Source organism: Bdellovibrio sp. SBM16 (genome assembly GCF_056175625.1).
The window spans coordinates 101,193-125,882 of record NZ_JBJKJG010000005.1 but is presented as its reverse complement, the minus strand read 5'-3'; the positions used below and the strand labels follow the sequence as shown (position 1 = coordinate 125,882).

23 protein-coding genes and 1 other RNA gene are annotated in these 24,690 nt (G+C 43.5%); 13 read left to right on the top strand and 11 right to left on the bottom strand.

The window, feature by feature from the left end; genetic code table 11:
- The first annotated feature begins 89 nt into the window (after positions 1 to 89).
- Positions 90 to 2,156, top strand: a complete 2,067-nt coding sequence (locus tag AC04MM_RS06140; RefSeq protein ID WP_475379450.1) for a prolyl oligopeptidase family serine peptidase — start codon at positions 90 to 92, stop codon at positions 2,154 to 2,156.
- Here AC04MM_RS06140 and AC04MM_RS06135 read toward each other — a convergent pair whose 3' ends face one another.
- Together AC04MM_RS06135 and AC04MM_RS06130 are read right to left on the bottom strand one after the other, a co-directional pair.
- The gene (locus AC04MM_RS06135) at positions 2,157 to 3,326 is read right to left on the bottom strand and encodes a M14 family metallopeptidase (protein ID WP_475379449.1); all 1,170 of its coding nucleotides are present in this window, start codon (positions 3,324 to 3,326) and stop codon (positions 2,157 to 2,159) included.
- A gap of 44 nt (positions 3,327 to 3,370) precedes the next feature.
- Positions 3,371 to 3,925 (bottom strand): hypothetical protein, encoded by a 555-nt coding sequence (locus AC04MM_RS06130; protein ID WP_475379448.1) that lies wholly within the window; start codon positions 3,923 to 3,925, stop codon positions 3,371 to 3,373.
- Between the two features lie 131 nt (positions 3,926 to 4,056).
- Here AC04MM_RS06130 and AC04MM_RS06125 point away from each other — a divergent pair, with 131 nt between their 5' ends.
- Positions 4,057 to 4,920 carry a LysR family transcriptional regulator gene (locus AC04MM_RS06125; protein WP_475379447.1) on the top strand — a complete coding sequence of 288 codons (864 nt, stop codon included), beginning with the start codon at positions 4,057 to 4,059 and terminating at the stop codon, positions 4,918 to 4,920.
- Between the two features lie 5 nt (positions 4,921 to 4,925).
- On the opposite strand, the gene AC04MM_RS06120 is transcribed toward AC04MM_RS06125, so the two are convergent.
- On the bottom strand, positions 4,926 to 6,155 hold the full coding sequence (locus tag AC04MM_RS06120; RefSeq protein WP_475379446.1) for a hypothetical protein: 1,230 nt from the start codon (positions 6,153 to 6,155) through the stop codon (positions 4,926 to 4,928).
- Positions 6,156 to 6,305: 150 nt separating this feature from the next.
- Here AC04MM_RS06120 and AC04MM_RS06115 point away from each other — a divergent pair, with 150 nt between their 5' ends.
- The 4 genes from AC04MM_RS06115 (at position 6,306) to AC04MM_RS06100 (ending at position 9,975) form a co-directional block, all read left to right on the top strand.
- Positions 6,306 to 7,232, top strand: coding sequence for a class I SAM-dependent methyltransferase (locus tag AC04MM_RS06115; RefSeq protein WP_475379445.1), 927 nt, complete (start codon positions 6,306 to 6,308; stop codon positions 7,230 to 7,232).
- An 80-nt stretch (positions 7,233 to 7,312) separates the two neighbouring features.
- Entirely contained in the window at positions 7,313 to 8,635 is a 1,323-nt protein-coding gene (speE, locus tag AC04MM_RS06110; RefSeq protein WP_475379444.1) for a polyamine aminopropyltransferase, read from the top strand.
- Positions 8,636 to 8,650: 15 nt separating this feature from the next.
- The gene (locus tag AC04MM_RS06105) at positions 8,651 to 9,271 is read left to right on the top strand and encodes a superoxide dismutase (protein WP_475379443.1); all 621 of its coding nucleotides are present in this window, start codon (positions 8,651 to 8,653) and stop codon (positions 9,269 to 9,271) included.
- A gap of 155 nt (positions 9,272 to 9,426) precedes the next feature.
- Positions 9,427 to 9,975 carry a transposase gene (locus AC04MM_RS06100; protein WP_475379442.1) on the top strand — a complete coding sequence of 183 codons (549 nt, stop codon included), beginning with the start codon at positions 9,427 to 9,429 and terminating at the stop codon, positions 9,973 to 9,975.
- Here the strand turns inward: AC04MM_RS06100 and AC04MM_RS06095 are convergent.
- Together AC04MM_RS06095 and AC04MM_RS06090 are read right to left on the bottom strand one after the other, a co-directional pair.
- The gene (locus tag AC04MM_RS06095) at positions 9,944 to 11,551 is read right to left on the bottom strand and encodes a glycerol-3-phosphate dehydrogenase/oxidase (RefSeq protein ID WP_475379441.1); all 1,608 of its coding nucleotides are present in this window, start codon (positions 11,549 to 11,551) and stop codon (positions 9,944 to 9,946) included. The genes AC04MM_RS06100 and AC04MM_RS06095 overlap by 32 nt on opposite strands.
- 19 nt (positions 11,552 to 11,570) lie before the next feature.
- Positions 11,571 to 12,023: a hypothetical protein gene (locus AC04MM_RS06090; RefSeq protein ID WP_475379440.1), complete on the bottom strand. Its 453-nt coding sequence runs from the start codon at positions 12,021 to 12,023 to the stop codon at positions 11,571 to 11,573.
- A 62-nt stretch (positions 12,024 to 12,085) separates the two neighbouring features.
- Here AC04MM_RS06090 and AC04MM_RS06085 point away from each other — a divergent pair, with 62 nt between their 5' ends.
- Together AC04MM_RS06085 and AC04MM_RS06080 are read left to right on the top strand one after the other, a co-directional pair.
- Positions 12,086 to 12,835, top strand: a complete 750-nt coding sequence (locus tag AC04MM_RS06085; protein ID WP_475379439.1) for an HAD family hydrolase — start codon at positions 12,086 to 12,088, stop codon at positions 12,833 to 12,835.
- 39 nt (positions 12,836 to 12,874) lie between these two features.
- Positions 12,875 to 13,258: a hypothetical protein gene (locus tag AC04MM_RS06080; RefSeq protein WP_475379438.1), complete on the top strand. Its 384-nt coding sequence runs from the start codon at positions 12,875 to 12,877 to the stop codon at positions 13,256 to 13,258.
- A gap of 6 nt (positions 13,259 to 13,264) precedes the next feature.
- Here AC04MM_RS06080 and AC04MM_RS06075 read toward each other — a convergent pair whose 3' ends face one another.
- The 6 genes from AC04MM_RS06075 to xseA are packed head-to-tail and all read right to left on the bottom strand — an operon-like array spanning position 13,265 to position 18,765.
- Entirely contained in the window at positions 13,265 to 14,605 is a 1,341-nt protein-coding gene (locus AC04MM_RS06075; RefSeq protein WP_475379437.1) for an aminopeptidase P N-terminal domain-containing protein, read from the bottom strand.
- An 11-nt stretch (positions 14,606 to 14,616) separates the two neighbouring features.
- Positions 14,617 to 15,573, bottom strand: coding sequence for a patatin-like phospholipase family protein (locus tag AC04MM_RS06070; protein WP_475379436.1), 957 nt, complete (start codon positions 15,571 to 15,573; stop codon positions 14,617 to 14,619).
- Entirely contained in the window at positions 15,557 to 16,294 is a 738-nt protein-coding gene (locus AC04MM_RS06065) for a TlyA family RNA methyltransferase (protein ID WP_475379435.1), read from the bottom strand. Before AC04MM_RS06065 ends, AC04MM_RS06070 begins: the two co-directional genes overlap by 17 nt.
- The gene (locus AC04MM_RS06060; RefSeq protein ID WP_475379434.1) at positions 16,294 to 17,151 is read right to left on the bottom strand and encodes a polyprenyl synthetase family protein; all 858 of its coding nucleotides are present in this window, start codon (positions 17,149 to 17,151) and stop codon (positions 16,294 to 16,296) included. The genes AC04MM_RS06065 and AC04MM_RS06060 overlap by 1 nt, the downstream gene beginning before the upstream one ends.
- A 4-nt stretch (positions 17,152 to 17,155) precedes the next feature.
- Positions 17,156 to 17,377, bottom strand: coding sequence for an exodeoxyribonuclease VII small subunit (gene xseB / locus AC04MM_RS06055; protein WP_475379433.1), 222 nt, complete (start codon positions 17,375 to 17,377; stop codon positions 17,156 to 17,158).
- Positions 17,378 to 17,409: 32 nt separating this feature from the next.
- Entirely contained in the window at positions 17,410 to 18,765 is a 1,356-nt protein-coding gene (xseA, locus tag AC04MM_RS06050) for an exodeoxyribonuclease VII large subunit (protein ID WP_475379432.1), read from the bottom strand.
- Positions 18,766 to 19,065: 300 nt separating this feature from the next.
- Here xseA and ssrS point away from each other — a divergent pair.
- From ssrS to AC04MM_RS06025, 5 genes are all read left to right on the top strand, one after another.
- A non-coding RNA gene (gene ssrS / locus AC04MM_RS06045) (6S RNA) lies at positions 19,066 to 19,242 on the top strand.
- A gap of 183 nt (positions 19,243 to 19,425) precedes the next feature.
- Entirely contained in the window at positions 19,426 to 21,546 is a 2,121-nt protein-coding gene (locus tag AC04MM_RS06040; RefSeq protein ID WP_475379431.1) for a hypothetical protein, read from the top strand.
- Positions 21,534 to 22,019, top strand: coding sequence for a hypothetical protein (locus AC04MM_RS06035; RefSeq protein WP_475379430.1), 486 nt, complete (start codon positions 21,534 to 21,536; stop codon positions 22,017 to 22,019). Before AC04MM_RS06040 ends, AC04MM_RS06035 begins: the two co-directional genes overlap by 13 nt.
- Before the next feature lie 9 nt (positions 22,020 to 22,028).
- A complete protein-coding gene (locus AC04MM_RS06030; protein WP_475379429.1) occupies positions 22,029 to 24,095 on the top strand; it encodes a hypothetical protein in 2,067 nt (688 codons plus the stop codon).
- The gene (locus AC04MM_RS06025) at positions 24,074 to 24,685 is read left to right on the top strand and encodes a hypothetical protein (RefSeq protein ID WP_475379428.1); all 612 of its coding nucleotides are present in this window, start codon (positions 24,074 to 24,076) and stop codon (positions 24,683 to 24,685) included. Before AC04MM_RS06030 ends, AC04MM_RS06025 begins: the two co-directional genes overlap by 22 nt.
- Positions 24,686 to 24,690: the final 5 nt, after the last annotated feature.

Below are 24,690 nucleotides of genomic sequence, written 5' to 3'. Positions count from 1 at the left end.
TTTTAATTCTTTAGAATAGAGCTATGAAAAACATCATAGCTCTATTTTTTTGTGCCCTTACCTTTAACGCCTGCTCATTGAAGTCAAATATGTCAAACGACCCCTTATCAAAAGATTTAAGTTACCTCGAAGAAATTGATTCACCTGAAGTGCGCAGATTTTACGAAGTTGAAAATGTGCTGTCGGTAGCCCGCCTAAAAACCGATCCGTTGTTTCCGGTCATCGAAAAAGAAATTTTAGATGTTATCACGGCCAAGGATAAATTGCCGGCAATTTACTTTCACGACAACCAGCTTTACCAGTACTGGCAAGACCAAGTGCATGTGCGCGGCCAATTAAAACGTATTTCTGTTGCCGACTACAACGCGCGCAAAGATAACTGGGAAGTGGTCTTGGATTTAGATGCCATCGCCAAAGCCGAGAATCAAAACTGGGTGTGGAAAGGCCACAATTGTTACAAGAAAAACAACAAGATGTGTCTGGTGTTTCTGTCAAATGGCGGTAAAGATGCGGTTACGGCCCGCGAATACAATCTGGAAACCAAACAGTTTGTCGAAAACGGTTTCTCTTTTCCTGAATCAAAGAGCCAGTTTGAATGGTTTGATGAAAACACCCTGCTTTGGACAGATGCCACTGACCCGGATAAATTGACGACTTCAGGTTACCCGCAGACTTTAAAATATATCAAACGTGGACAAAAACTGGATCAGGCTACATTTATTACTGATGTGCCGAAACACTATGTCAGCATCGACAGCTGGATGGTCTCTGACCAGGACAAGATCCATTTTATTATTTACAAATCGATTTCGTTTTACGAATACGAAGTTTTCTATTTAGCTGATTTAGCAACCCAAAAGTTGGTAAAAGTTCCGATCCCGCAGGATGCCGAAGTCAGAACGATCTTTAAAGACCAGCTGATCTTCTCGGTAAAATCGGATTATAAAATCAAAGATAAAACCGTGCCGCCGGGAACATTGTTATCGTTTCCGCTGTACACCCTGCAAAATGTTAAAGATCCTGAAGTGATTTTTTTACCGAGCCAAACTGAAGTTGTACTGGCCACCACAAAAAACAAAGATCAGTTCTGGATTGCAGGACTTCGTGATGTCAAACGCACCATGATTCCGGTCGATCGTATTAATAACAAATGGGTTACCGGCAAATTCAATCACGGCCTAAAAGGCATGGATAAAGGTAATTGGTCAGCGATAGCGGTAGATCAAGACTCAAACAGAGCCTACTTCAGTTACACAGATTTTTTAACTCCGGCGCAAATCTATTACACCGATTCGGCACAAAATACCAATGTGCAGCTGAAATTTATCCAGGCATCGCCGCAAAGATTTAATGCGAAAAATTTTACTTCGCATCAGTATAAGGCCAAAAGTAAAGACGGAACCCAGATTCCTTACTTTGTCGTGCACGCGAAAAATTTAAAATTAGACGGTAAAAATCCGACATTACAATACGGTTACGGCGGTTTTGAAGCGGCGATGACACCTTACTACTTAGGTGTTCCGGGTAAAGTGTGGTTATCGCGTGGTAACGTGTATGTGCTGGCCAATATTCGCGGCGGCGGTGAATACGGACCGGCATGGCATAAAGCCGCCATCGGCATTAACCGCCAGAAGGCGTTTGATGATTTTATTGCGGTCAGTGAAGATTTAATCCGCAGAAAAATCACGTCTCCGCAACATCTGGGCATCATGGGCGGCTCTAATGGCGGTTTATTAACAAGCGTTATGTTAACCCAGCGGCCGGATCTTTACGGCGCGGTGGTCAGCGAAGTTCCGCTCACCAATATGATTCGCTATAATAAATTATTAGCCGGTGCCAGCTGGCAGGCTGAATACGGAAACCCTGATATTCCGGCTGAGCGTGAAGTGTTAATGAAATACTCCCCGCTTCATAACATTAAGCCGAACGTAAAATACCCAGAGGCCTTTTACATCACCAGCACTAAAGACGACCGCGTACATCCAGGGCACGCCCGTCAGATGGTGGCGCGGTTAAAACAACTGGGCCATCCGGTACTGTATTATGAAAATATTGATGGCGGCCACGGCAGAGCCGCAAACTTAAAAGAGTATGCGACTATGCTAGGCTTAGAGTACACGTACTTGATGCAAAAACTAAGTCCGCTAAGAAAGTAGCTACTTAGATAACCAATCGATAATCTTTTTTGTTTTTTCTTCTGTCTGATCTAAGATGGTTTTACGCCATTCGCGGTCAGACGGAAAAAACATCTCTTGAAAGTCATGTTTAATCTTTTCTGCATCCGCAGGATCATTTGCCGGATGCCAGAAATTCTGATTCTCATATACCATACGGCGCAACGACTCGATTGAACCGGTGGTCTTCTGACTGTCTAAGGTACCGTACTCAAAAGTAATACCTACCGATGCAGGGGCTTTGTCTTTTAATTTGTAATTAATTTCATGAATGAAAAAGCTAAGCATCTCGCCCTGGATCGAATAGAATTTTTTATCCGAACCGTAGTCGATTTCGCCGGGCTCGGTAAACACTTCAGTCAGTGGGTTTCCTTCTTTTTTACCGTTCGCCAGTAAATGTAATTTACCGCGCGCGCCGTAACCGGTGTGCAAATCTATCACAAACACTTTGCTATGGCCGGCAACATATTTATCAATAAGCTGATTCATAAGATCCCATTGTTTAGCGATCGTATTACCACCGTAATAAAGACCTTCGGGATAAGTGTACTGGCCACGTAGAATCGCATTGCGCAGATTTTCTAAACCGTAACGCACCATTTTTACAACAGCATTCCACATAAACTTGATCTCCGACCACAACCCATAGGTAGCGGGATCATTCGGGTTTAAATAATCATACAGATTCTTATAGCCGCTATCATCGCTTTGCCAGGTCGAGCGGTCGACTATAAAATTTCTGTTTAAATCGATATTGTTTTCGTTAACACGGCGTTTGTTTTTAAAACCGTAGACATTAAAACCATGCACCAACAAAATATTTACGTTTTCACGGTTTTGCACAAACGGTTGATCCACCAGCCAGCGCTGCACCGCCGAGCCGACAAAAGCCTCAATGCCGTGTGTACCAGAAAAAATAACCAACAATTTATCACTTTTGTTTTTTGCCGGCCAAAAAACCGACTGAATTGTTCCCTGATCAAAAGTAAATTCGTGCTTTTCGGCTGTCGGCTGCAATGTTTTGATCGTTGCAAAAGACTGCGAAAAGGCCTGATCAGCTTCGTCGAAAGTATTTTTAAAGTAATCGTTAAAGTCTGCTGCTAATAGGCGTAAACCAAAAAATAACGGTAAGATTAAAATTATTTTTTTCATAGGCCTATTAGAGCAACATCAACAAAGCTTTGTCCAGCCTTAGCCTATTGTTTATTAGCAGCTTCCACCGCACACTCAGAGCTAACGATGGTCAGATTGATCTGTTTGGAATTTACCGTGCCGTAGAACTTATCAAAAGTATGAGTTGCTGTAAAACTCGCGACACTTAAAACCTCTTTGGCCTCTTGATCATAGCCTTTTTTGATTTCGATGTGCACATTGCTGGTGTTAGTTCCCACTCTGGTGGCAAAACTTGAGTCTCCGGTCATTACATACTTGTCGTAAGCAAAGGTCAGAGCGATTTTGTTGTAACCAAAACCCTGATCTGAAAAACTGCCGCTATCGATCTGTTGTAAATTTTCAAAAAGCTGGTACTTCAGTGTTTCTTTCCATTTAGGGATTTTTGAAAATTTATCCGGCTCTGCGGTCCACTCTATATTTAGTGAATAAGTTTTTTCGTCTGCCGTTTTGATCTGGCATAAGTACTTTTCGCCGTAATTCACAGACTTATCCACAAGCGTGTCTTGCGCTCCAGCCGCGGTTTTCAGACCAAGCGATAAAAATCCGAAAAGCGTCAGTGTGAGCATATTTATTTTCATAGTTTTTTCCTTTTTATTTTTACTTACAAAAGTTTTCCACACGACATGTGTTGATAACTCTGTTGCTGCGCACTCTAGAAAAAAACAAAGTATTTGTATAATTCATAATTTTGAGTTTATTATGATTTTAAATGAGTTTACTCAGCCCCACCCTAGAGGCTTTTTGGGCAGTTGTCCAAAAGGGCACGGTTCAAGAAGCCTCGCACATTTTAGGGATTACTCAGACTGGAGTAACCCAAAGGATCAGATCTTTAGAAAAGCAGTTGCAAACAACACTTTTCATCAGATCAAGGAAGGGTATGAAGCTGACGAACGAAGGAGAATTTCTTCTTCAGTACGTAAAGCTAAGTTTAGAAAATGAGGGAATGACCCTTTCAAAGATTCAAAAGGCATCTTTTGAACACATCATTGAAATCGGCATCTCGGGACCATCAAGCATTTTGCGATCTCGGGTCATTCCCAACTTACTTTCCCATAAAGCCAGATATCCAAAGGTCAGATTCAGATTTGATCTATCAGACAACAGCGAAAGCCGGGATAAACTTAAGACCGGCCAGTGTGATTTAGCTGTTCTCGAGCACCATGAAGTCACTAAAGAGATGGATTCACGTATTCTTAAAGCTGAGCGCTATAAGCTTTACGTTCCAAAGGCATGGAAGAAACGTAAATTACAGGATATTATTGAAAATGAAGCGATCGTTGATTTTGATCCTGCAGACCGCTTCACGTTTCTCTATCTTGAAAAGTACCGCTTGAAAAACAAAGTACAACCTGGCCGTCATTATGCAAACAATACGGATGCGCTGCTATCAATGATCGTCTTAGGTGGCGGATACTCGGTTTTATCAGAAGAATTCGCCAAGGATGCCGTAAAAAAAGGGGAGATTGTTGATATCTCCCCGGATCAGTACTTTGATTATAAACTTGCTCTGGCCTGGTACTACCGGCCAGAAATGCCGGAATATTTTAAAGCCATCATTAAATCGCTCACTTAAATCAATTATTTCAAACGGTATTCCAAACGAATATCGGTGCCTTCGGCTTTTAACACGCGCACAATTTCAGTTTTACTGAACGCATCTCCGATATCTAAACCATAACAGTCGATTTTTAAACCCTCAGCCGTGATTAACACTAACATCTTTTGTTCAAAACCACGCGTCTCAGTAACCAAGGCTTTACGGCCAGAATAATCAATTGTGCTGTCAGATCGGTTTTCAGCCACACACGAACCTAAAGTAACAAACGACTGCGCCTCAAAGCGTTGTTGCGCAAAATGACTTAAATCGACATAAAGATCTGCATTCGGAAAAATCAACGTCGTTTTATTCTGAACGTAATCGTAAAAGTATTTACGAGAGGTATTACAGCGCTCAGCTAATGATTCTCGCGTATACTGGCGGTTAAGCATCGAGCCATTATCCTGTTTGATGTTTTTCTCGCACGGACGCTTAGCGTGGTAGCTCATTAGCGATTCACACTGTTTAACGGCTAAAGCGGCATCTGTGATCGCCTGGGCATCGTATTTCCACGCACTTTGTGAACCAAGTTTGGCTATCGACTTATTGGCCTTATCCTGTGACGTTGACCACTGTGATAAACGCGAAAACTCATCCTGCGAGCACATAGTTAACGTACCGGCCGGCTGATCAATCACCAGTGGTGGTTCAACCGGATCTACCGGTAGTGGTTGCGGGTTCGGCGCAGGGTTCGGCGTAGGCTGAACCGGAGCCGGTGTTACACCTGGTTGCGGGCGCAACTGATGTTTAGTTAAATAAGTTTCTACTTTTGAGCAATCACGTTTGATAGTAAAAGCGTCGTAAACTTTTACCGTTGTGTTGACGATTGTTTTTTTTGTTTTTTTGCACGGTTGCACTTTATGGTAGGCAAACCGGCTATCGCAGCTCTTAATGGCGTTTAAACTGGCCTGGACCGCGCCTTGAGATTGTTTGCCTTTAACTGTGTCGATTTCACCATTGGCTTTATCAACTGCATTTCGCCAAGAAACTAACTGGGCGAATTCACTGTCGGTGCACTCTCGCACCTGACTGGCGTCAATAGGTTGTAAGACCATGCTGTCATCTTCGCCACCGTTATTATTCTGATCTACCGGTGCTGTCAGATTCGTACCTGAATTACCGCCCGAATCAGCACAACCAGAAGCTGCTAAGATATAAGCGGCCCCGAAAATCATCATCATCGTAAATACGGCTTTAGAATGCTTTTTCATTACTATCCCCCAATGAAAATACTAATTAAAACGACAGGTCTTCCTATCACAATCGGCCCTATATGAGAGCTAGTAGTTTTTTAGACAGTAAAACTTACCCAGAGTGACAATTTTGGAGTGTTTTATTCGTTTTTGAATTATATTCACTAAATGATCAAAAACCGTTTGGAGAAAAATCTAAAAAAACTTAAGCCGTGGGCTGATAAAAACAAAATCGAAGCTTACCGCCTGTATGATAAGGATATTCCGGAATACCCGTTTTTAATCGATATCTACAAAGACTACTGTGTCATTTACGATAAAACCGAACTGATCGACCAAGGTAAAAATAAAGATACCGAAGTCACGCAAGCGGTGGCTGAGGTGTTAAAATTTGCACCGGAGAAAATTCTATTCAAAAAACGTGAAAAACAAAAAGGCACCAACCAGTACAACAAACTTGAATCAACTCAGCGCCGCTTTGCTGTCTTAGAAAACGGCGTACCGGTGCTGGTTAATCTGTGGGATTATCTCGACACAGGGTTATTCATCGACCACCGCCCGATGCGCTATTTTTTCTTAAAAAATGCGAACGGCAAAAAATTGTTAAATCTGTTTTCTTACACCTGTACCGTGTCGCTGATGGCTGCCAAAGCGGGAGCCCAGACTGTCAGTGTCGATATGTCTAAAAATTACCTCGCCTGGGGCAAAGATAACTTTGAATTAAACAACATCGACCCTAATCAGCACCGTTTTATCGAGCAAAATGCGATGGAATTTTTAAAAACAGCCTGTGATTGGCCAGATTATGAGCATTCTTTTGATATGGTATTTTTAGATCCTCCGACGTTTTCGAATTCTAAGGATATGAAGGAAGATTTTGAGGTCGAAAAAGACCAAAAATTTATTATCGAACAATCGATGAAATTTTTAAAACCTGACGGCGTTTTGTATTTCTCGACGAACAAGCGCAAATTTAAGCTGGATCCAGCGCTCGAGGCGGCATTTAGCATCAAAAACACGACTGAAAAAACTATTCCGCAAGACTGTTTCGACCAAAAAATTCACCATTCTTTTGAGATCAGACAAAAAACCTAAAAAAGGCTTGCCTCACACCCCCCTAGGCCTTAGTTTCTCCTCTAAAATTAAACCCGTTTTAGAGAAGGAATCCCAAAGGTATGAAGGCATTAGGAAGTCATATTCTAGTTGAGTTCACAAACTGCAAAGGCGACATTTTAAACGATGTTGGTGCAATTGAAGCTGCAATGGTTAAAGCGGCACAGACTGCAGGTGCCACGGTTATCAACTCAACATTCCACCACTTTTCTCCGTACGGAGTTTCTGGTGTGGTTGTAATCCAAGAATCACATTTAGCGATTCACACCTGGCCTGAATACAACTATGCGGCAGTCGATCTATTTACCTGCGGTGGCTCGGTTGACCCTTGGGTTTCTTTTGAATTTTTAAGATCTGCTTTCGGCGCCAATTACTCAGCTCTAGAAATGAACCGTGGTTCAACTCAGGTCATCAAAAAAGGTGACTCGTTACAGGTTAAACCAAACGATGCTGAAAACTATGATCCGTCTAAAGGCTACAAAATCAGCCGCAATGTTTGGTTCACTGACAAAGATGAAAACCAGGCTTTATCTTTACGCTACACCGGCGAAATTTTATTCGATGAACGTTCTGAATTTCAACGCGTTCGTATTCTAGATTCTTGTGCTTACGGTAAAATGTTAGCCATCGATGACATGGTTATGTGCACTGAGCGTGATGAATACCACTATCACGAAATGATCGCCCACCCTGCTACACAGGCTTTCCAATCAGTGGCTGGTCCGGTAAAAAATATTTTAGTTATCGGTGGCGGTGACGGCGGAACGATCCGTGAATTATTCAAATATCCGTCGGTAGAAAAAATCACGATGGTTGAAATTGACGAAGCGGTTATCCGTGCTTCTAAAGCTCACTTACCACAGATCGCACGTGAATTTTCAAATCCTAAGTTAAACCTAATCATCGGTGACGGTATTAAATTTGCGGCTGAAGCAAAACCTGAATCTTACGATTTAATCGTAGTTGACGGCTCTGACCCGGCTGGCCCTGCAGAAGGTTTATTTACCAAAGAATTTTACACAAACTGCATGAAGGCGTTAAAACCTAACGGTATTTTAGTCACCCAGGGTGAATCACCGATGTTCCATTCAAAAACTTTTGTTGAGTTAAATAACTGCTTAAAATCTGTGTTTGGCCAAAACCAGGTACACACGATGTTGTTCCACCAGCCGACCTACCCATCAGGCATGTGGTCGTTACAAATGGCTATTAAGGGCCAGTACCACCCTGTAAAAGATTTTAATGCATCTCAGGCAGCTCAGTTTGTGAATTCACAACAACTGCACTACTACAACGAAGATCTACATAGTGCGGCGTTTACTCTGCCTACTTTTGTTCGTAATATGCTTAACGGAGTCCCAGTAGACTCTCGGTTCTGTCAATAGAAAGGACAACACAAAATGTTTAAACTACCTCAATTACCGTACGCAAAAACAGGCTTAGCTCCATTATTCAATGAAGAGCAAATGACTTATCACTACGATAAGCACCATAACGCGTACATCGTGAACTTAAACAAATTCATCGAAACAGACGCTTCGTTAAAAGGTAAATCATTAGAAGAAATCGTATTAACTTCTTCTGGTGGTATCTTTAACAACGCGGCTCAAATCTGGAATCACACGTTTTTCTGGTTTGGCATGTCTCCGGCAGGAACTGGCGGCGCGCCTTCAGCTGAATTAGCGGCTCAAATCACTAAAGACTTCGGTTCAATGGACGAGTTAAAAGCTAAATTCGTTGACGGCGGCATGAAAACTTTCGGTTCTGGCTGGATCTGGTTATGCGTAGATAACTCTGGTAAATTATCTTTAGTTTCTACTTCAAATGCAGCGGTACCGTTTACCAACAACGGCCCAACACCGATCCTAACGGCTGACGTTTGGGAACACGCCTACTACGTTGATTACAGAAACTTACGTCAAAAATATCTTGAGACATTCTGGAACCACGTTAACTGGAATTTCGTAAACGAAAATTTCGCATCGAAAAAAGTACGCGATTTAACTAAAACAATGGTTTAAAGCCTTCCAGGCCTTTTTTACTACATTTAAGATCATTTTAAAAAAAAGGGAGCCTACAAGCTCCCTTTTTTATTTCCGAAATACGGAATGTATTTTGTCAAGTAGACGTAAATGATATCTCACGATGCTCGTTCGTTTGCTAAATCTAACTAACGATGACTGCACTTCATAAAAGAATCAAATTTAAAAAAGATACCACCGAATACTTTCATCTGAATTTTGCCATGACGGCACACCCGTATTTTCCGGAACTGGATTGGCTTCTTCTGAATTATCAATTGAAAAAACAGGCTGATCTGCATTCCATTGAAATCCAGGCTCTGGTGATGATGACATCACATATACACATTCTGTTTAAAAGTACTAAAGCTACAGAAAACTATTTTACCGCAGCACTTTTTAAAGAATTAAAAATTAATTTTCCGGAAGAATCACTGGTGGAGCCCATCACAAACATGGCGCAATACTTAAATAGTTATAAATATATATACCGCAATCCTGTCGAAGCCAAAATAACACAAAAGTGCGAAGACTATCGATTTAGTTCTCTACATGGACTACTTGGCAAAGGCGAGATTCTCACACCGGTTATTGATCCCCTCTGCGTAACACAAAATCCGCTGAAAATTCTCAACTGGTTAAATAACAACTTCGAATCACGGCTGTACGGATTTAAAAATTCTTTTTCCACTGTAGAACGGTAGCGACGTAATCTTTCAAATCCTGCTTCTGTTTGTTAATCTCTGCTTCAGAAAGATTTAGTTCCGCTTTAAATACTTCGGCCACGTCATCTAAAAACTGTAAACCGTGCTGTTTATCGGCTAAGAACAACGGGACACGACGAGTATAGAAATCAATCAGGTTTAAACACATGGTGGTATTGATCGCCTGATACGCTTCTAAACACCAGATCTTATCGGTATAGCCGTACTTCTCTAAGATCACTAAATTTTCTTTGCCATAGCGCTCGGCCAACTGCTTTTGCAGTGAATTGGCCGCGGTCTGCATCGACTCAGCGTAGGCATCAACTGTGGTGTATTGGTTTAATGGCTCGTTGGTCTGACAGGGCTTTAGCGACGCTCTGATTTCAAACGGAAAGAGTTTTAAAGCGCAGTTTACGATCTGCTCTGCCATCAGACGGTAGGTCGTATATTTTCCGCCGGCTACGAAAGTAAAGCCTCGCTCATCCGACATAATTGTGTGTTCACGGCTGGTTTTACCTTCAGATGATGAGTCATCTTTTACCAACGGGCGCACGCCGACATAACTTGAAACAATATCCGAAGCCTTAAGTTTTGCTCCCGGAAAATACTGATTAGTAATATTTAATAAATACTCGACATCTTCCGGAGTCACCGTGGCATCCGACGGATTGCCTTTAAAATCCGTGTCGGTAGTTCCGATGATCACCATCTCGTGGCGCGGAATCGCAAATACGATACGGCTTGATTCCTGCGCGGCCATCACAACGGCCGAAGTCAGCGGTAAACGCTCTTTTTCAAAAGTTAAATGAATTCCCTTGGTTGGTCGTAAGATATCTTTCCAGTCGTTGACTACTTTATGGCCGACGATATCCGTCCACGGTCCGACTGAACAGATCACATGTTTGGCCGCGATTTTAATTTTTTTGCCGGTCAATACATCAGTGGCCAGGATGGCCGCGATTTTACCATCGGCTGCGAACTCAGATTTATCTGCAGTCACGTAGTTTACACAGACGGCACCATGCTCATTGGCCGAGCGCAGGGTTTCGTGCACCAGACGGTCATCGTCCATGTAGGCATCCGAATAGATAAACGATCCGTTAAGCCCATGGGCTTTAACGATCGGCATGCGGTCCAAAGTTTCGCTGGCCGTTAACCGTTCATGCATCTCGGGTGTCTGAAACAGCGAAAGCGCATCATACAACCACATGCCCAGGCCCATTTTAAACATACTCACGCGACTGTCAGAAAACAGCGGAATCATAAATCTTAAGGGATGCACTAAATGCGGGGCCATATGAAAAAGTTTTGCTCTTTCATTTAACGCCTCGAAAACCAGACTGAACTCTTTGTTTTCTAAATAGCGGATACCGCCATGAATAAGTTTACTTGAACGCGATGAGGTACCGAAGGCGAAATCATTAGCTTCAATCAAAGCCACTTTTAAACCGCGGGCTGCAGCGTCTCTGGCGACACCGGCACCGGTAATACCACCGCCTAAAACCAAGATATCAAATTGTTCGGTTGCTAGCTTCTGTAAGTTCGTTGTTCTGGTCTTCGGAGAAAAATCTTTCATACTTTGCCTGATTTGCTTTCTACTTAGTTGTCTTTACCCAAACACATTCATCCGACCATTTTTGAAACTTAAACGCGGCATTTTCAAAATGCAGCGTCTCTACTGACTTCGGCAACACCACTTTCTGCAGATGTTTATCACGTGACAGTTTAATGGCAATTTCAGCAAGTTCGGCTTCAATTTTAAAATTAGCAGCTGTCAGCATCTCAATCCAGAGTGTCTGTGTATGGCTCTGAAAAAATAAAAACGGCTGTCCCAAGAAAAACCCCTGGATTTTATTATTTTCGTCATAAGCGATAAAACTCCAGCCCATTTTTAAATAGTGTTCTAGCGCTTCTTTACGAAAGCGTGAGTTCCATACCTGCATCATCAGTTCCATTTCATCAGGAAATTCTTCGCGCAGTTTATCTTCAGCAAACTGGTAAACGGACGGAACATCTTCGATTTGGGCAATGCGGTACTTTATAGACATTTGTCTATTTGAACTTAATTTTTTAGTAGAGCCAAGTCCTAACCAGATGTTACATTAATTGGGTGAATTACAAAGCTTATCCCACCGAATTTTGGACCGAAATCGAAAAAACAATTGTCGAATTAAAGCAGGCACAAAAGCCACTTATTGCCGCCTTTGATGCCGACGGCACCCTCTGGGATACCGATCTGGGTGAAAGTTTCTTTCATTACCAGATCGACAACAAACAGGTGCCACTGCCACCGGATCCTTTTGAGCATTACCTGGAAATGAAAAAGATCAACAGTGATCCGCGCCCGGCCTATATGTGGTTAGCACAGATCAATCAAGGTCAGTCACTGGCTCAGGTCCGCGCCTGGGCACAACAGGCTTTTGCCGATATCAAGCCTAATCCTATTTTTTCAGAGCAAAAGCGTTTAATTGATCTGTTGAAAAATCACGGGGTTAAGATTTATATCGTCACCGCTTCGATTAAATGGGCGGTCGAACCGGGTGCATTGGCTTTGGGCTTATCTGCCGACAATGTCATAGGCGTTGAAACAGAGGTTATTAACGGCGTCGTTACCGATAAACCGGTATTGCCGGTCACTTACAGAGGCGGCAAAGTAGAAGCCCTGCTTAAACACACCGGTAATGTTAAGCCGTTTTTAGCCAGCGGCAATACGATGGGAGATTTTGAATTACTGGAAAATGCTACTCATATCCGATTGGCCGTGAGTGCGGCTTCCCGTGATGATCGTTTATTTAAAACCGAACTGGAGCTGGCAACTGCCGCCAGAGAAAAAAACTGGCTACACCACCGCTTTATTTAAACAAAGTCATGCAAGCTCGCATGCAGAAAGATTTCTTACGTGTTAAACTTAGTCAAAAATCTCTGTATAGTTTTTATCAGCGTAGCCATTGCTTTAATGCTCTATTCGCGCGTTAAAAAAGAATACGCCAAAGATCAGCTTGAAAAAGAAGTTTACACTCGTGCATTACAGGCCAAAAAGCATCTTCTTAAATATAAAAAACCGGCACGTGTAGAGATCGAAAGCTTTACCAAGCGCTATCAAAAAGACATTGCCGAGATTAAAGGTTTAAAAATTCCGATGGATGAAAATGCAAATTTTTATATGCAGATCCAGCTGTTCAGTGAAGACAGCGATGATAGCTCACCGCTAATTATGCAGATCAAATTTAAAGATATTAAATCTCAGAGTTTAATCAAAGAAGAAGGTATTAATCTGGAATAACAGCGACTAGCGGGTCGCTGCCATTAATTTCTCGATCTCATCAACTTCTTTCGGCACCAATGCCGTAAGGTTTTCTGAACCTCTTTCGGTCACAAGAATATTATCTTCAATACGGATACCGATACCGCGCAACTCTTCAGGCGCTGTCATATCGTTAGCCGGGATATAAAGACCTGGCTCAATGGTAAATACCATACCCGCTTCGATCGGACGCGGTTCACCTTTGATCATGTAAAGACCAGAATCATGCACATCCATACCTAACCAGTGACCGATACCGTGCGGATAGTACTTACGGTGCTCGTTGGCTTTCATGATATCTTCTTTACGGCCACGCACTAGTGATAACTCGATCATTAAATCAGTTAACAGGCTTTCACCCATTGCATGCAGGTCTTTAAAGTAAATACCCGGCTTGATATAGTCGATAATTTCTTTCTGAATTTTTAAAACACCTTCATACACTTTTTTCTGCACCGGCGTAAAACGTCCGTTGACCGGAAATGTTCTGGTAATATCACCAGAGTAAAAATTGATTTCACAACCGGCATCAATTAATAACAACTCGCCGTTTTCACAAACCTGGTCGTTAAAGTTGTAGTGTAACGTCGTCGCATTATTACCGCTGGCAACGATAAAATTATAGCCTTCACGGCCCGAACCGTTCGAATAGAAAGCGTGTGACAATACTGCCTGTACCTGGCGCTCGGTTACACCCGGGCGGCAGAATTTCATGGCTTCGACATGCGCTTTAGCCGTGATTTCGCAGGCTGCGCGCTGATTACGTAAATCATCTTCATTTTTACGTAATCTGTATTCGCCTAAAAACGTGTCGGCATCTTTGATTGAAAGCAGACCGTAACCAGAACGGCCATGGGCGCGTTTTAAAGTTAATAAAACGTTTTGTACACGGTGATCAGCCTCAGGGTTTTTAAATAAGCGGTAATACAGATCTTCATAGCCTTTAAGTAATTCAACGGCTTTTTTTTCAAAATCTTCAATCGGGTAAACTTCATCGATTAAAAATTCTTTTTTTGTGCCCTCTGGGCCGAAACGAAAGCCATCCCAGGTTTCACGCTCGACGTTTTTCTGGCGTACGAACATCACTGACTCCGGTGACTTGCCAGGGCGAAGCAACAAGAAACACTCCGGCTCTTCAAAACCGGTTAAGTAATACATATTAGAATCTTGACGGTACGGATAATGAACATCATCATTTCTGACATGTTCAGGATGCGCGGCAACTAACAGGGCTGCGCCGTTAAGTCCGGCCATAACTTTCTGACGGCGGCGTTTAAAAATTTCTGGGTTTTCTGTCGACTTACGGGTCGCTTTACTGACTGCCATAGCACTATTCCTTATAATCTGTATTTATCGGCGATTCGTTTGACCTGACTGTATCCTAATTCAGAGCCTTTGACCATAATATCGCGTCGTTTATCAAAATCATCGATATCATAATCACCGAGATCAATATCAATCACCTCATCAATAGCCGGATTCTTTTTAGCCAAAGAAGCCGCAAACTGGCCCCAGATCTGATTTTCTGGCGCATCCACCGATTTTATAATCGCTGAGTCATTTTTGCCGGCAATCACATTGATCAGAATAATCTTATTTACGCCGGTTGCCTTTAAATGCTGAATGGTTAAATTCAAATCAGTTAAATTAGCCACGCTGTTTCCGTAGGGTTTCGTAATGCCTGCCGATGGAATACAGAAAGGTAAAAACTGGTCTAATTGGCCACGGTTTAACATGTAGCTGGTTTTGGTTTTTAAATTCACCGACGGGCAGACAAACGGCATCTTAAAATCATGCGTGCTCTTACGGGCAAAGGCCGCCTGCACAAACTCCTGCCAATCGTCGATATCTTTAAACTTGTTCATCTCCCACTCAACTTCGTTTACTGAGGCGTTCTGGGCAAAAGTGGCCGCTACTACCGAACCCCATTCAATGCCGGCCACACTAATCACCGGAAACTTAAACTTCTGCATTTCTTTTAATACACCCACGTGGGCCCAGGCTTTTGCCCCACCGGCAGAAAAAATAATACCGAACTTAGGCAGGCCCTTGACCGGTCCGGTGGTAAATTGTGGGGTTACGATCTGCGGAGTAACAATAGCCGGCGCTGCCGGGCTTACAGAGGTTGTTGTTGCCGTAGTTACAGGCGGCACGGCTACCGTCGTAGTAGCGGCACCAGATGTAACGACCTGCGGAGTAAATGGTTTTACCGGCTGAGTTTTACGTAGCGACTGACAGCCCACGAAAAATAAAAAAGGCAGCAATAAGACAAAGTGATTAATTTTTCTTTCCATAGATGAAAAACTCCTTGTTGCCATCTTTACCTGTGATCGAACTGGAAAAATATTCAGCCTCGCAATTAAACGTAGTATCGCACAATGCAGTGATCTGGGTTTGGATGGTTTTGTAGACTTCAGGATCACTGACAATTCCGTTTTTATCAAGGGCCTGTGGGCCACACTCGAACTGGGGCTTCACCAAGAGTAAAAAAAAGCCTTTTGTCTTAAGCAGTGGTTCCAAATAGGCAACGACCTTCGTCAGGGAGATAAACGACACATCACAGACAATACCATCAAATGTTTCTTTGCCTAAAACGTGCGAGGCAATGTCTTTAACATTTAAATTTTCATAATAAGTTACGCGTGAGTCGGCTTTAATTTTTTCGTGCAGCTGGGCCGTACCGACATCAAGACCGGTCACATGTTGTACTCCGCGCTGAAGAAGGGCATCAGTAAATCCACCGGTAGACTGGCCAACATCAAGAATTTTAAGACCGGCAACATTTTGTTTTACGTGGTCCAAAGCGCCGGCCAGCTTAAAACCGGCCCGTGAAACATACTGGCTTAAATTATTTTCGGCGACAGTAATGGCCGCAAACATCTCTTCGCTCACATCAAAGCTTGGCTTGGTCAGAACCTTGTTATTCAACAACACCAGGCCTTGTGCGATCAGCTCCTGCGCTTTTGTGCGTGATTCGATATTTTTATGCTGAACAAGAAACAGGTCTAAACGCATTATTTATTTCGGGTTTGATTGTAAATCACTAGATCTTTTAGCGGCTGGGTATTTAAATGTGCCAGCTTATCCAGTGCCTGCAGTGAAATATCGACCTGCTTTTGTAATTCGGCTTTGGTCTTTTCCATTCCCAGTAAATTGATAAAACTTTTGAAATCCTGATCTTTTTCGCCGGCATCCAGAATATCGTCTTTTATCTGAAAGGCCAAACCGATCGACTGGGCATAGCGGGAAAAAGCTAACGTTTCATCAGCATTTGCATCGCAAATCAATGCACCACCCATGACAGCAGCCTCGATCAGTGCTCCGGTCTTTAACCGGTGCATAAGTTCTAATTGCACAAGCGTAATATCCGCGCTGCTTTTCATATCCAGAACCTGGCCACCGATCATGCCAACAGCTCCGGCTTTGAGTGAAAGTAATTTTATTAATTCAACAGCCAGTTTGGGATGTTCAGAATATTCATGAGCCAGTAACGACAACGCCTGCGTTAAAAAAGCATCGCCGGCCAAGAGCGCAATGTCTTCACCGAAGACTTTGTGATTAGTCGGTTTACCGCGTCTGAAATCGTCATTATCCATGCACGGCAGATCATCGTGAATTAAAGAATAGGTGTGAATCATTTCCGTCGCGAGCGCAAAGGGAAGATAGTTCTGCGACTTACTGTAGGCATTAACGACCAGAGAAGTTAAAAACGGGCGAAAGCGTTTTCCGCCCGATTCAAAAGAATAATTAAGACTCTCCCACAGAACTTTTACCTCGGGCAGCTTGCGCGCAAGCTGGTGCAGTGAATTTGCAGCATACTGGTCAAACTCAGCGATAAAGCGGCTCTGGATCTGTGAAAGTTCAGGGCTCATAGTATTATTCGTCTGCAGAAAATTTTTCTGTTACAGCGTTACCTTTTTCGTCAACAGAAACCAACTTTTTAACCTGCGCTTCGGCGTTGGTTAATTGACCATGGCAATCGCGCGAAAGTTTAACGCCTTCTTCGAACAATTTAAGGGATTCATCTAAAGACAACTCTCCTTTTTCCATTTTTTGTACGATCTCTTCTAAACGATTCAATTTTTTTTCAAAATCCATCCAGGACTCCTTCAGCCGCAGGCTGATAATAATTAGCTAATACTTTTAATTTCTGTTTCAATAACACCGTCGGAAACCTTAACCGAAAGCAGATCGCCCACCTTCACCTGTTTAACCGACTTAACGACTTCATTGCCTTTGGTTACAATACTGTAACCACGGTCGACGACCTTTAGCGGACTCAAAGAATCAAGTAAGGCCATGGCATTTTCTAATCTGAATTTGTACTCAGTTATATTCTTATTAAGGCTGTTGCTCAGTTTTTGCTGGCGCTGCTGTAACGAAACTTTTTTGATTTCGATCACCTGTTTAGGCGAAACCAGGCGTGAACGCAGCAACTGCACATCACGGCGGGCATGGGCCAAATAGTTGTTTACTGCCAGCTCCAGGCGTGAATAAAGATCGTCGTTACGGACAAAGAGATCCTGCAATTTCTTTTTCGGATCGACCAGGCGTTTTGCCTGCAACAGGAGTGACTGTTGTTTATGCTGCAACCGACGGCCGATCGCTAATTTTAACAGTCTTTGCAACTGCTCAAGCTTTTGAATAATTTCATGCGAACTTTTGGCAACCAGCTCTGCAGCTGCCGAAGGTGTCGGAGCACGCAGGTCAGCGACAAAATCACAGATAGTAAAATCAATTTCGTGCCCTACGGCTGAGATCACCGGAATTTTGCTGGCCGCGATAGTGCGCGCCAGCGTCTCATCGTTAAAGCACCACATATCTTCAATTGATCCGCCACCACGGCCGATTATGATCACATCAGGTTTAAGCAGCTCGGCTTTTTTAAAACCCTCAACCAATGACGGCGCGGCTGCCGCCCCTTGGACTATCGCCGGAACGACAATCACCTGCACCCCACGCGCACGGCGGTTCATGATATTTAAAATATCCTGAATCGCGGCTCCGGTTGGAGAAGTTACGATCGCTACGGTTTTTGGATAAGTTGGAATCGGTTGTTTGCGGGCCGGATCAAACAAACCTTCGGCTTTTAATTTGTCGCGCAGTTGTTCAAATTGTTTTTGTAAAGCACCGGCCCCAACCGGCTCCATCATCTCACAGGCGATCGAATAGGTGCCGCGCGGTTCGTAAACGGTAATTTTACCGCGCACGATAACTTCCAGGCCATCGTGTGGTTTGAATTTTAATTTCGAGTTGTAACCACGAAACATCATGGCACTGATCTGGGCTTTAGAATCTTTTAAAGAAAAATAAAAATGACCCGAAGAATGAGGTTTGAAATTCGAAATCTCACCTTTTATCCACACAGTCCCGATATTTTCCTCGATCAGTCCGCGCAAAAGGCCATTGACCTGTTCAACAGAAAAGATCTGCGGCGCTGCGGTGCTATTAGACGAACTTGTACTGGGATTTACCTCTTGCGACATGCAAGAAAAGTATCAAGAAAACCATATATTTTGCAATGACCAAAGTCCGCCAACATAGAGCGAAATTAAGGCGATTTGGCGGTGTCTCTCAAACTGGGCGTGGTACTCAGGCATTCGATCCTGGGCTAATTTTAAAAAAAATGGAATTTCAAGCACAAAAGTGAGCACCAGACCATAAAAGAAAACAAAAAATGGGAAATAGAAATCAATCTGAGAAATCATGCCAACCCTTCGGGCTTTTTTTCGTACTTCTCGAGTCCTGTTTCGTGGACTTTTTTAAAGAATTTGCTATTATTAGAGCTGGGGGTTCGCTGACGTAAAACTCATCGAAAATAAACCTTACAAGCTTATTATACGGGATCTGTCCCTGACAATGGTGTGCAAGCTCACCTCGTAGTGAGAAGCCTAAAGTTGTTAAATGGAAACCCACCTAGCGAAAAGAGGTTTATGTTTCAGAGTGGTCTTCGAGCCTTTTTTTATTTTTCTTAATGATCAATTCCTGGACTTTTTTTCCAGGATCTTTCCATAGTCAATATACTCACTTTAACAACTGTCTCATCCTGAGAAACTGGACCATTTTTTATCCGTAAAAGCGGTCAAATTTATCAATCTTTGCCCGAGTTTAGCCGATAAATACTTGTGATCTTTACCAACAGGATTTTGATTTTAGCGGCCTTATTTTTGTTTGCAGCTTTTACGCAAAGCTGCGGACCGCGTTTAAGTTCAGAAGCCCAGGAATATCTTTCGAAATCAGAAGAAGTGCCCGAGTGTTTAACCGAAACTACTTATTCTGACCCGATGACCGTGTCGGCACGCGCTACTTTTTTTAAACGTACCACCGAACCGGTGGTGATCGATAATAAAATTAAAAACATGATCCTGAGCGATCCGATCATTGAACCGCTTCCGATCCCGTATGCCGAGGTAGCGATTTACACGGCCAGCACAAAACAGCTGGTGCAGTGCGGGCGCACTGACTTTGATGGTAACCTGGTAGGTATTAATGGCGGGGCCTTAGAAATCCCAAAGACCGCACAATCTTACATTATCCGTGTTTATGCGCGGGCAAATATTGAAATGCCAAACAAAGAATTTATGGCACGTGCAGCCGTCAAAGAAGATCCTTACACCAACCGTGTTTACTTCTTAGAAACTACTTTTGACTCGGATGGGGTAAACACCACACCGATCAGCCTGGTGGCCTATGCCCGCCAGACCGAAGATGTAAATATCAAAGGTGGCGCCTTTAATATCTATAATAATTTTATCCAGGCGTATACCTACCTCGATGAAAATCTTTCGGTCGCAAATTCTGAACTTACGTGTCTATCGACTGAGTTCAGCATGTACTGGAAAGCCGGCTTTAACCCGCTTCAGTATGAATACCCGTCATCTGATCCGCAGACTTTAGATAACACCTCTTTTTATAAACCTGACACCAACAGCTTTTATATCTCTGGCGGCCAGTTAGGTGATATCAGCTTATCAAACACAGACCATTTCGATGACTTTGCGACAATCCACGAAATGGGCCATTTTATTGAAGATCAGTGCGGGCGTTTCGATACCCCGGGCGGGTTACATGCCCTGATCATCCGTATGGACGGACGCTTAGTATGGCATGAAGGCTGGGCGAATTATTTTGCCGCCATGGTTACAAACAAAAGACAGGATTATATTAATCCTGAGTTAGCTACAGTGTTGGCGAACAGCCCGACTGATAATTTAAGCTGGAGTTTTTTATTTAACTCTGTTGGTTTTTCAGATTCAGTACAAAACGTCGGGAACGGTTCTGGCTTTATGGTTGATCTTAAAAAACCGGGAACTTCTCCGGGCGAATGGCAAATCGCACCGTATTTCGGTGTACCGTTTGACCAGGTAAATCCGACTCTGTATCCCGGTGAGGGGCATTTTCGTGAAGGTTCAATTACCCGTGCGTTATTTAAGATGTCAGTTGCTCCGGCATCACTCTGTGTTTCGTGCGGCAGCGCTGTCTTTGCTTCAAGCACAGTAACGTTTAATCAAATGTGGCAATCCTTTGATGCTTTTGGTGGTATCGGTGATGCGGCCAATTCGTTTTCTAACTCGAACCAATTTTTAGAAAAGTTAAAAACTCTGATCACCCCGGCCACGTGGGCATCATCAGTTCAAGGTGTGGCGGATGCTGAGGCGATGCATTTATTTTCAGATCAGAATTTAGCCTCGGTTTCTCAGAAATACGTAACTTCGGTAAGCGGCACCCCGCACCTAACATGGGTTCCGGTTGGTCACCGTTTAGTACAGGGCGCATGCTCGAAGCCAACCGTCATACAGGCCCGCAGCGATGATCCGTTTTTTACCGGTATCAACTCGGACCAGCGTTATTCAAATCACTTCTATTTATTAGATCCAAGCACACTGTCTGGATTAAATTCGATCACCGTCTCGTTCGAAAAACTAGCCGGCACGACGACTGATCATGATCTGATTATCTTTGAAGAAGACTACCGTTTTAACGGTGATTACGGCTGCGATGGCGGCGAGGCTGCAGACGGCTCATGCCCTTCGGGCAATTATGTTCCTACACGCACAACCAATTCTTTTGTGGTGGCCTCTAACCGCGCGACCATGGCGAACACTAACCCATATTCAAAGTCGATCTCAAATTTAGCAATTAAACTAAATGCGAATAAAAAATATTTGCTGAATATCCGCGCCTATACAGCGAATAAAAGTTTAAGTAACGCGACCGCTTATAAATACACAATGTCGAGCAACTTGGGGACGTTATGCCCAGAATAACTTTGGCTTTATTGTTAACACTTCTTAGCAGCTGTTATGATGATGAACCGCAGAACAAACACGGCCTTTCGTCGATCCCGCGTACACAGTTTACTTACCGTGGTGTGGTTGACCGTTCGATTAAATTAAAATTCTTCGTCGATAAAGGCCAGGTCAGTAAGCTGATTGCCCGGGTTGAAACCGCTTACGATTACAACCATCCGTTAACTTACGAATGGAAACTCGGCGAAGGTGTAAGCCTTAGCAGCGGTCAGTTAACCGGACAGCTTGAGCGTTTGCAAAAAAACACGCCGCTTGAACTTGAATTAAACGTTAATGGCTTTACCGGCGATATCGCCCGCTTCGTGCGTTTTGAAATTATCGGAAGCAACCAGCAAAAACGTGCTTTTGCCGACGGAATAATTAACTCGCAGGATAAGTCTTTCGAAAGAATAGTTCAGGAAGTCGAACTTTATAAAAAAGATAATCAATAGGATCAAATAGTGAACCGCACAACCCTGAAACTTTTTATTTTAACTTCTTTCGTCTCAGTCATTTCGGCGTGCGGAAAAAGTTTTACTGTTAAAGATGAATACAAAGCACCGACTGTGACCTCTGAAACTGAATTTTGTTCAACTGCAACCAGTTACAGCCCGGGCGTGGCAGTGTCTGGTACGGCCAAATACCTGCGCCGCGGTCTGAATCTGCAGGTCACGATGGGTGTGGCAACCAGTGCTACCACCGGTGCGGTTATCGGTACCGCTTTACCGATAAAGTATGCCGAAATCCGAGTGTTACGTAATGGCACAACCGTACAATGCGGCACTACCAACAGCCTCGGCGAGCTGCGCGCCCTGGATGGCACGTCTCAGCTATATCTGCCAAACGATGCCGGCACCTACACGATTGAGGTGTATGCACGCTCAAATTTTACTTTTCCTTCAACGGGAAAACCTGTAAGTGCGACTCTTAACGCCGCCATCAAAGAAGATATTTACTCAAACACAGTGTATAAAATTTCCGGTACGTTAACATCCAGTGGTTTTGGCGGTGGCAGCAACTCCCCTCTTAACTTAGTTGCACAGGCCGATGAAGCTGTTTCTAGTAAAATAGAAGGCGGAGCCTTTAATATCTATAATGACTGGGTCACGACCTTTGAATATCTGCTAAGCACAAGCAACACAGCAAGCCTGGATGTCAGTTGTTTAAATGAGCGCTTAGATATTTTCTGGAAAGCCGGATTCAATCCTGCGGCCTACGTCGATCCTGATGCCGGCAGCAGCACGCTGTCTTTTTACTTACGTGAAGACAACGAACTTTACATCTGCGGCGGCTACAATGGAAACGTCAGTACCATTGACACCGATCACTGGGATGATGCTGTTATCTTGCATGAAATCGGCCATCATATTGAAAACGTCTGCGGCCGTATGGATTCACCCGGTGGCGCTCACTATGCCCAGCACCGTATCGATCCGCGTTTAGCGTGGTCTGAAGCTTGGGGTAATTTTATGGGTGCGCATATCATCCGTAATAATACCGCAAAAATTAATCCTAACTTGCTTGCGGCCTTACCAAACGGCGAGTGGCTGCACTACAGTGATACCCGCGGCTACATCGAAGGTACACCGACTTTTAACGGCTCAATGATTTTTATGCCAATGAATAAACCCGGTAACGGAGCAGGCTTTGGTAGCATTTATGATCAGGTCGATGCGGCCACATACGTCGGCGAAAGCCATTTTCGCGAAGCCTCAATTGCGCGCGGCTTATTTAAAGGCGTAAACACCTGTGTCGATAACTGCGGAGGCGGTATCGGCTTTGATAAATACTGGACAGCGCTTGGCACCACCATCAACGGCATGGGTTATGCGCTTTCACCGTTTAGCAGTTCGGCGAAATTTTTTGCCAAAGTTTTTGCCGCTAACGGAAATTCATTTTCAGCGTCGATGACTACAATCATGACGAAAGATGAATCCCTGCATTTAGCTGGCAGTGCTTCTTACACCGTAACTGTTACATCTACCTCGAGCGGCAGTGTTTCGGCCAATGCATGGCCAGGCTTTGCCATCAAACTTACAACCTCACCGAGTTGTAACCGCAATGTTTTACAACCGCGTAATTTTACTTACACCAGTGGTTCGTACGAATCGACCTTCGGCCGCGACAGTGATCAGCGTTACAACAACCACTTTTTTACCATCAGAAAATCGGATTTATTCGGTGTAAGCGAAATTCGCCTGGTACCGGATAGCTCGTGCACAGAAGATCTTGATTTAGTTGTCTTAAGTTCGGGATATTATTTTAACGAAGACTGCGCAGCTTATAACGGCAGCGGCACCTGTATTTCATTTGCCAAAGACACCACCAACGATTCAAGCATGGTGCTGAACTCGCGCAGTTCGACAGATTCAGAATCAATAAACTTAAATTCACTGGGCTCGTCTTACTATTTACTAAATGTCCGTGGTTATTCAAGCAACCCAACCGGCATCTCTAACACCAGCAGCTGTGTCTACAAATTAACTGATCAAAACGGAGCAACACTATGTCCAAGCACGTCGTACTAAAAACTATTTGCGTATCGTTAATGGGTATAACCTTTGGTTACGGGATTACCCGCATCATCCACAGTGATTACAGTTTGTCTGAGCGTCAGTTAGCTTCAATCCCGTTGACCAAGCTGGGACTTGATCAGGCTTCGTTTGATTACATTGATCTTAAAATTGAAAACGTTTCGTTGGCCGAAAAAAAGGAAGACACATCGTTAGTGCAGGTCAGATTCACGGCTTTAAAAGACATTCCGACAGCGTTAGATTACCAATGGATCTTAGGCAAAGAAGTGACATCATCAGAAATTTTGATAGGCACCTTAGAGCCGATGGCTAAGGGCGAAACTAAAATAGTTGAACTGCGCGTACAGAATTACTCGAAAGAATGGCAATCACATGTAAGCCTGAGCTTAACCGGTGATTTATCCGGTCATGCTGTTCAGCGTGAAGTGCTCGTCTCTTCACGCCCTGAAGATTCATTTGAGTATGTGGTGCAGCAGGCAGCGATTGCCGAACAGCAAGCACTTAAGAATAACGGTAAAGTACAAAAACTGAGTAACGGAAAATCAGTCAGCGAAAAGTTCCGCAAAGAAAACATTGTTCGCTAACGCCA

What these genes read in the sequence shown, in the direction of transcription:
- xseA (WP_475379432.1), bottom strand. Translation starts at nt 18,765, where the DNA reads ATGTCGCAAGAGGTAAATCCCAGTACAAGTTCGTCTAATAGCACCGCA.
- AC04MM_RS06090 (WP_475379440.1), bottom strand. Translation starts at nt 12,023, where the DNA reads ATGTCTATAAAGTACCGCATTGCCCAAATCGAAGATGTTCCGTCCGTT.
- AC04MM_RS06075 (WP_475379437.1), bottom strand. Translation starts at nt 14,605, where the DNA reads ATGGCAGTCAGTAAAGCGACCCGTAAGTCGACAGAAAACCCAGAAATT.
- AC04MM_RS06135 (WP_475379449.1), bottom strand. Translation starts at nt 3,326, where the DNA reads ATGAAAAAAATAATTTTAATCTTACCGTTATTTTTTGGTTTACGCCTA.
- AC04MM_RS06125 (WP_475379447.1), top strand. Translation starts at nt 4,057, where the DNA reads ATGAGTTTACTCAGCCCCACCCTAGAGGCTTTTTGGGCAGTTGTCCAA.
- xseB (WP_475379433.1), bottom strand. Translation starts at nt 17,377, where the DNA reads ATGGATTTTGAAAAAAAATTGAATCGTTTAGAAGAGATCGTACAAAAA.
- AC04MM_RS06120 (WP_475379446.1), bottom strand. Translation starts at nt 6,155, where the DNA reads ATGAAAAAGCATTCTAAAGCCGTATTTACGATGATGATGATTTTCGGG.
- AC04MM_RS06025 (WP_475379428.1), top strand. Translation starts at nt 24,074, where the DNA reads ATGTCCAAGCACGTCGTACTAAAAACTATTTGCGTATCGTTAATGGGT.
- AC04MM_RS06115 (WP_475379445.1), top strand. Translation starts at nt 6,306, where the DNA reads ATGATCAAAAACCGTTTGGAGAAAAATCTAAAAAAACTTAAGCCGTGG.
- AC04MM_RS06105 (WP_475379443.1), top strand. Translation starts at nt 8,651, where the DNA reads ATGTTTAAACTACCTCAATTACCGTACGCAAAAACAGGCTTAGCTCCA.
- AC04MM_RS06070 (WP_475379436.1), bottom strand. Translation starts at nt 15,573, where the DNA reads ATGGAAAGAAAAATTAATCACTTTGTCTTATTGCTGCCTTTTTTATTT.
- AC04MM_RS06140 (WP_475379450.1), top strand. Translation starts at nt 90, where the DNA reads ATGTCAAACGACCCCTTATCAAAAGATTTAAGTTACCTCGAAGAAATT.
- AC04MM_RS06035 (WP_475379430.1), top strand. Translation starts at nt 21,534, where the DNA reads ATGCCCAGAATAACTTTGGCTTTATTGTTAACACTTCTTAGCAGCTGT.
- AC04MM_RS06095 (WP_475379441.1), bottom strand. Translation starts at nt 11,551, where the DNA reads ATGAAAGATTTTTCTCCGAAGACCAGAACAACGAACTTACAGAAGCTA.
- AC04MM_RS06060 (WP_475379434.1), bottom strand. Translation starts at nt 17,151, where the DNA reads ATGAGCCCTGAACTTTCACAGATCCAGAGCCGCTTTATCGCTGAGTTT.
- speE (WP_475379444.1), top strand. Translation starts at nt 7,313, where the DNA reads ATGAAGGCATTAGGAAGTCATATTCTAGTTGAGTTCACAAACTGCAAA.
- AC04MM_RS06100 (WP_475379442.1), top strand. Translation starts at nt 9,427, where the DNA reads ATGACTGCACTTCATAAAAGAATCAAATTTAAAAAAGATACCACCGAA.
- AC04MM_RS06130 (WP_475379448.1), bottom strand. Translation starts at nt 3,925, where the DNA reads ATGAAAATAAATATGCTCACACTGACGCTTTTCGGATTTTTATCGCTT.
- AC04MM_RS06065 (WP_475379435.1), bottom strand. Translation starts at nt 16,294, where the DNA reads ATGCGTTTAGACCTGTTTCTTGTTCAGCATAAAAATATCGAATCACGC.